4 protein-coding genes and 1 pseudogene are annotated in these 4,770 nt (G+C 56.9%); all 5 read right to left on the bottom strand.

The features are described from left to right. Nucleotides 1-146: 146 nt before the first annotated feature. The gene (locus BP822_RS06325) at nucleotides 147-1,274 is read right to left on the bottom strand and encodes a DNA topoisomerase IV subunit A (protein ID WP_273270891.1); all 1,128 of its coding nucleotides are present in this window, start codon (nucleotides 1,272-1,274) and stop codon (nucleotides 147-149) included. A gap of 47 nt (nucleotides 1,275-1,321) precedes the next feature. Further along, nucleotides 1,322-3,157 (bottom strand): DNA topoisomerase VI subunit B, encoded by a 1,836-nt coding sequence (locus tag BP822_RS06330; RefSeq protein ID WP_013719237.1) that lies wholly within the window; start codon nucleotides 3,155-3,157, stop codon nucleotides 1,322-1,324. A 19-nt stretch (nucleotides 3,158-3,176) separates the two neighbouring features. Then, a complete protein-coding gene (locus BP822_RS06335; protein ID WP_013719238.1) occupies nucleotides 3,177-3,407 on the bottom strand; it encodes an Lrp/AsnC ligand binding domain-containing protein in 231 nt (76 codons plus the stop codon). Nucleotides 3,408-3,455: 48 nt separating this feature from the next. After that, nucleotides 3,456-4,346 carry an RPA family protein gene (locus tag BP822_RS06340; RefSeq protein ID WP_286877995.1) on the bottom strand — a complete coding sequence of 297 codons (891 nt, stop codon included), beginning with the start codon at nucleotides 4,344-4,346 and terminating at the stop codon, nucleotides 3,456-3,458. 1 nt (nucleotide 4,347) lies between these two features. After that, nucleotides 4,348-4,770: pseudogene (locus BP822_RS06345) on the bottom strand (replication protein A); the annotation flags it as partial.

A 4,770-nucleotide genomic window follows, 5' to 3' on the forward strand; every position in this document is an offset into this window, starting at 1 on the left:
GCGATCCCGGAACGGCTCATGTGCCCCAAGAGGTCCTGGGGCGCTCCGCTTCCCGGCACCTCTACCTTCAGCTTTCTTCTGGCCGCGGGCAGGATCTTGGCTGCCACTGGCGGAGGATAGATGTGGGCATGAAAGTCGATGATCATTCAGATGATCCCCATCTCCGTCAGCCTATCCGGCAGATAGGTCTTGGTTACAAAGTCCAGCCCCTTTCCGGCAAAAGCCTGCTGCTCGGCCTTCTTCTTGAGGTCTATTTGCAAGTGGATCTGCTTTTCCCAGTAGGGATTGGCAAACCTCGGATCAGAAAGCTCGCTCTTCAGGGCCTGAAGATCTCTGTCCGTAAGCTTGTCCGTGGATAGGTTATAATCCACGATATCGCTGGGCTGCACTCCCAGGAAGCGGGCCTTGGGCGTTACCAGATGATCGGAGAGGTGGGCGCTCTTGATCGCTCCATAGGCTATGCTGGCGAAGATGCGATAGGACCAGGGATCGCCATCGGTGAAGACTACAACCGGGAGGTTCAGCTCCGTGTTCAGCCTCTTTATGATCCGCCGGGTGGACCTGGCAGGCTGGCCTTTGATGTGCACCAGGATGGCATTATACTCCTCATCAAAGCCGTTTTCTATCAGCCGGGCGTACATTCCGCCGGTCTCAATGGCCATGACCATCCGGGCATCATGGTTGATGAACTCGATGTTATCCACGTTGAAGGGTATCTGGTAGCCGGCCTCGCCAACGTCCTCCTGGCAGTGCATCTCTTTCTCCCCCCGGCGGGTCTGCTCTTTCAGGCGAAGCGGCCCGAAGACAGCCGCTCCGTCCTCCTCCGGACGGACGTGAAAGTCCTCCCGGTGCAGATCGGTTACAATCTCCAGATCCTCGATCAGCCGGTCGCTCTCTGCCTGCTCATGGAACTTGGCTATATCCCAGTTCTCGGAGATGTAATAGATCTCTCTTAATGTCGAGCCCCGATTGTTCTTGAGATGCTCATCTATCAGCAGCTCTGTCAGGTGGACGGTTTTAAGAAGGGTCTTGGCTCCCCGAACCGTCTTGACGCTGCGCATCGTCTCCTGGTCTCCGTAGATCCAGACATCGTCTTTAGTGGAGAACTCGATATTTCCCTTGGTCCGGGAGGGCAGAGATATATGAGGTACAACTCCCCGCTGAAACTGGCCATAGAGCGAATCGGCCAGACGGAGAAGGTTCTCTTCTGCCTTTTTCGACCGGGAATCCCTCAACGCTCTCTCCGAACTCTTCCTGTCATCTGATCCTGCCATGCCCTCACTCCAATCGCTGGGATCCTGTCATCTATCAGATCTCCCTATCAGATCGCTCTGGCGCCGGTGACGATCTCCGGGTCCAGACCCTCTACCACCGGCTTAGCTGGCCCGCTGCTATTCGCCCCGATCTGGTAGCTGATAATGGCCTTCTGGCCCGGGCCTACGGAGAGCTTCCAGTGGTGGTCGTATCCATCCCCCAGAGAAATTACCTTGGCAGGGGGACTGATCGCCTCCGCCTTCTCCCCCAAAAGCTCATGCAGCTTGAAGGATCTTACAAGGTCGCTGTGGTTCTCAACCACCAGCCGGACCGAGATCCGGCCGTCCTGCTGTTCGCTCTCCCTGTAAACCAGAAGGTTGCCCATGATCTTGGCCACCACCGGTCCTATGTCCGGCTCGGGGCGGTCCAGGACATCGGAGAGCTTCTTTGCTATCCGGGGAAGGATCTTTCTGATGATCTCCTCCTTCTCCCGTCTCTCGGATAGCAGGCTCTGCCTGCTCAGGTAGCGGCGCAGCTTTCGAGCCACCTCCTTGAGCCCCAGGTCGATCTCAACGAGAATCTCCGGCATATCGGCCACCGCATCCTTACTCTCCGAGGTGAAGGGGATATTGGTGGAGGCGATGTGCACCAGCAGCACTGCCGGACCGACGGGAATGCCGCTTCCTGCGGACTGGCTCAGAGAATAGTTCTTCCAGGAGACCGACTCCACAGCATGAGTTATGGCGCAGGCTCCTTGCTGGTAGACCAGGGGGACTCGATTGGCGAATCGGAGTATCTCTATGCGGCCTTCTCGGGCCAGCTCACCGCCATAGCCCAGTCCCACCTCAACCAGGAAGGGATTGCCTGAGTAGACGGATACCGGCCTGGTGGTGGTGGCGATGAAGTCCAGCCGGAACTCCTTCTCCAGCCCCGCCCGGATCAGCTCCTCGCCGATGGGAGACAAGCAGTCCACTGGAGGCGACTTAACCCGGATCTGTTTGAAGGCCAAAAGCAAGCGCACCGCCTCATCGTGGTCCAGGCTTGCAGGAGGAGCTTCAGGGTCCAGATCCGCTTTTTTGCACAGCTCCTGGGCGGAGATCGTTCCGATGGAGGAGAAGGTCTCCTTAAGAAATACCCGGAGCTTCTTCTTGTCGGTATAGCGCAAGAGCTTGATCAGCTCCCCGAGCTCTATTCCCTCTGGATGGGGCTGGATGGCATAGGCCTTCTTGGGAAGGCTCTCCGTCGCCCGCTCGAATACCTCCACATTTCCCTCCGGCTCCACCAGGGTTAAGCGGGCATGGGGATTGACGATAGCGGCGCTCTTCAATGAGCCATAGACAGACTGCCTGCGGCTGCGGACATAAGAGCCCTCCATTTCCATCTCTACCCGCGTTCCCCGAGGCCTCTCCCAGTCCACCTCCTCTGCTTTAATGATCTCAGGCTCGTTTTTGGAGGTGTTGATCATGAGCTCACAGTAATATGCAGGCCTGTCAGGAGCGATCTTGGAAATAACTCGCGTCGGCCTGCCGCTGGTGAGCTGGGAGTAGAGCACCCCGGCGGAGATTCCTATGCCCTGCTGGCCTCTGCTCTGGCGCAGAGTATGAAATCGAGAACCATAGAGCAGTTTGGCAAAGACGCGCGGGATCTCCTCCGGCACAATCCCCGGGCCGTTGTCCTCCACTATGACCTGAAAGTATTCGCCGCTCTTCTTTATCTGCACGAATATGTCCGGCAGAATGCCCGCATCCTCGCAGGCGTCCAAAGAGTTGTCCACCGCCTCTTTCACACAGGTGATTAAGGCGCGAGGCGCGGAGTCGAATCCAAGGATCTGACGGTTCTTCTCAAAAAATTCAGCTACGGAGATGGCCTTCTGCTGTTTAGCCAGCTCCTCAGCGATCTCCATAAGAGGGGGATGACGGGGCTTAAAGCTCGGCCCCGACCACCGTCTGGGTGGCATTGACGTTATCAATCTCTCTGATCACATCGACCAGCTTGTTGAGCATGCTCAGGCCCTCGACCTCAATGATCACCACGAAATCGAATTCGCCAAAGACATGATATACATCCTTGATGCCGTCGATCTCCTGCAGAGCATTGTAGACAGTCTTCTCCTGTCCTGGCACCACCTTGACCATCGTTACACCAATTACCATATTGACTCACCTCTGCTCTATGAGCTTCTGTAGATTATATAAGACTTTTCAGCTCTTCTTTCCAAGGTTGAAGGTCTCCACTTCTTCGTCCCCCCCGGCCTCGGGCCAGGAGTCCAGCGATCCACCCTTCTTGGGCTTGATCTTTTTATTGGGCTGCTTTTCCTCTGGCATTTCCTTTTGCTTTGCTTCCGGCTTCGCCTCGAACCCCTCTTCAATGGGCTCGTGCAGCTCATCTCCATTCTCTTCCCCCATCCTTTCGGACCCGGCGGAAGAGGCAAGAGACCCGGAATCATCTCCTACAGTCTTGCCTAGGTCCGCCTTCAGAGAGGCAAGGGCCCGAGCGACCATTTTGCGGTAGCGCTCTATATCGGTATGATAGTGCACCCGGGCCCGAGACGCATCCTGCTGATTGGTGGAGGGATAAGCGCTGTCTGCGGTGGTAAAGTCGCTTGACAATGGAGCTGGTTCAGCCTTCTCGAGGAGTGAGAGCCTCTCAAGAGTGCGCCTGGCAGTATCCATTATCCACTGGTTTCTGGTTGCCTCATCCACCCTCTGGATGGACTCCGCGCGCAGAGATATGATGACATTGCCGTCCTCCGTCTGGTAGAGGTTGGGCTTTCCCACGATGGAGACAAAAGCGGGTGCATCCATGCTGGCCAGTATCTGAGCGGCCTCTGGCTGGTACTGCCCGGCATAGATCAGGATGCTGCCCGTCGGGTCCACCACTCGCCCCCGCCAGTACTCCACATCTGTACCGATATCGTCCTTCTCGGTCAGCGTTCCCACGAAGAAGACCCGATTGCATTTGGCCCCGGTAGGGGTGAGAAGGTATTGAGGAGCATATTGATGCTGGTCCTCACCTTCCCGGAAGGAGTAGTTTGAACTCTTCAGCTCCTCGGCGAATATCCTGCGCGCCACCTCTCTGGAAAATCCCGCCATCCTAGATCGCCTCCACCCGGCTCATGAGCTCGTCCACATTCGATTCTGTCACCGGCATGAGCTCATTTATGGTCTCCACCAATAGATAGCGATCGACCCTTGGCCCAGCGATGGCAAAGTATCTGCCCACCAGCTTGCTCTCGATGAGGGAGCGCACCACCTCGTGATCGAGCGCCTCCATGGCCATCATCCTGGCTTCATCCAGGGTAAGCCCAACCAGCCGCTCAGTGGTCTCCCGGTTGATGAGGACATCCTGCACCCGGCGGCCATCGTCCAGCACCGCCTTGATGCGCAGATCATATGTGCCATCCACCTTTCCGTGCTCGGTGCATACCCCCTTGGCTAAGGAGCGTTTGCATACCGGGCAGCGCTTTATCAATCCCGAGCCCTTCTGCACATCCACCAGAGCCCCGGAGAACTCTGC

Source organism: Methanosaeta sp. UBA458 (assembly GCF_002496085.1).
Taxonomy (GTDB): domain Archaea; phylum Halobacteriota; class Methanosarcinia; order Methanotrichales; family Methanotrichaceae; genus Methanothrix; species Methanothrix soehngenii.

Excerpts from the sequence above, each read along its gene's own strand:
- BP822_RS06325 (WP_273270891.1), bottom strand. The coding sequence starts at position 1,274 with ATGGCAGGATCAGATGACAGGAAGAGTTCGGAGAGAGCGTTGAGGGAT.
- BP822_RS06330 (WP_013719237.1), bottom strand. The coding sequence starts at position 3,157 with ATGGAGATCGCTGAGGAGCTGGCTAAACAGCAGAAGGCCATCTCCGTA.
- BP822_RS06335 (WP_013719238.1), bottom strand. The coding sequence starts at position 3,407 with ATGGTAATTGGTGTAACGATGGTCAAGGTGGTGCCAGGACAGGAGAAG.
- BP822_RS06340 (WP_286877995.1), bottom strand. The coding sequence starts at position 4,346 with ATGGCGGGATTTTCCAGAGAGGTGGCGCGCAGGATATTCGCCGAGGAG.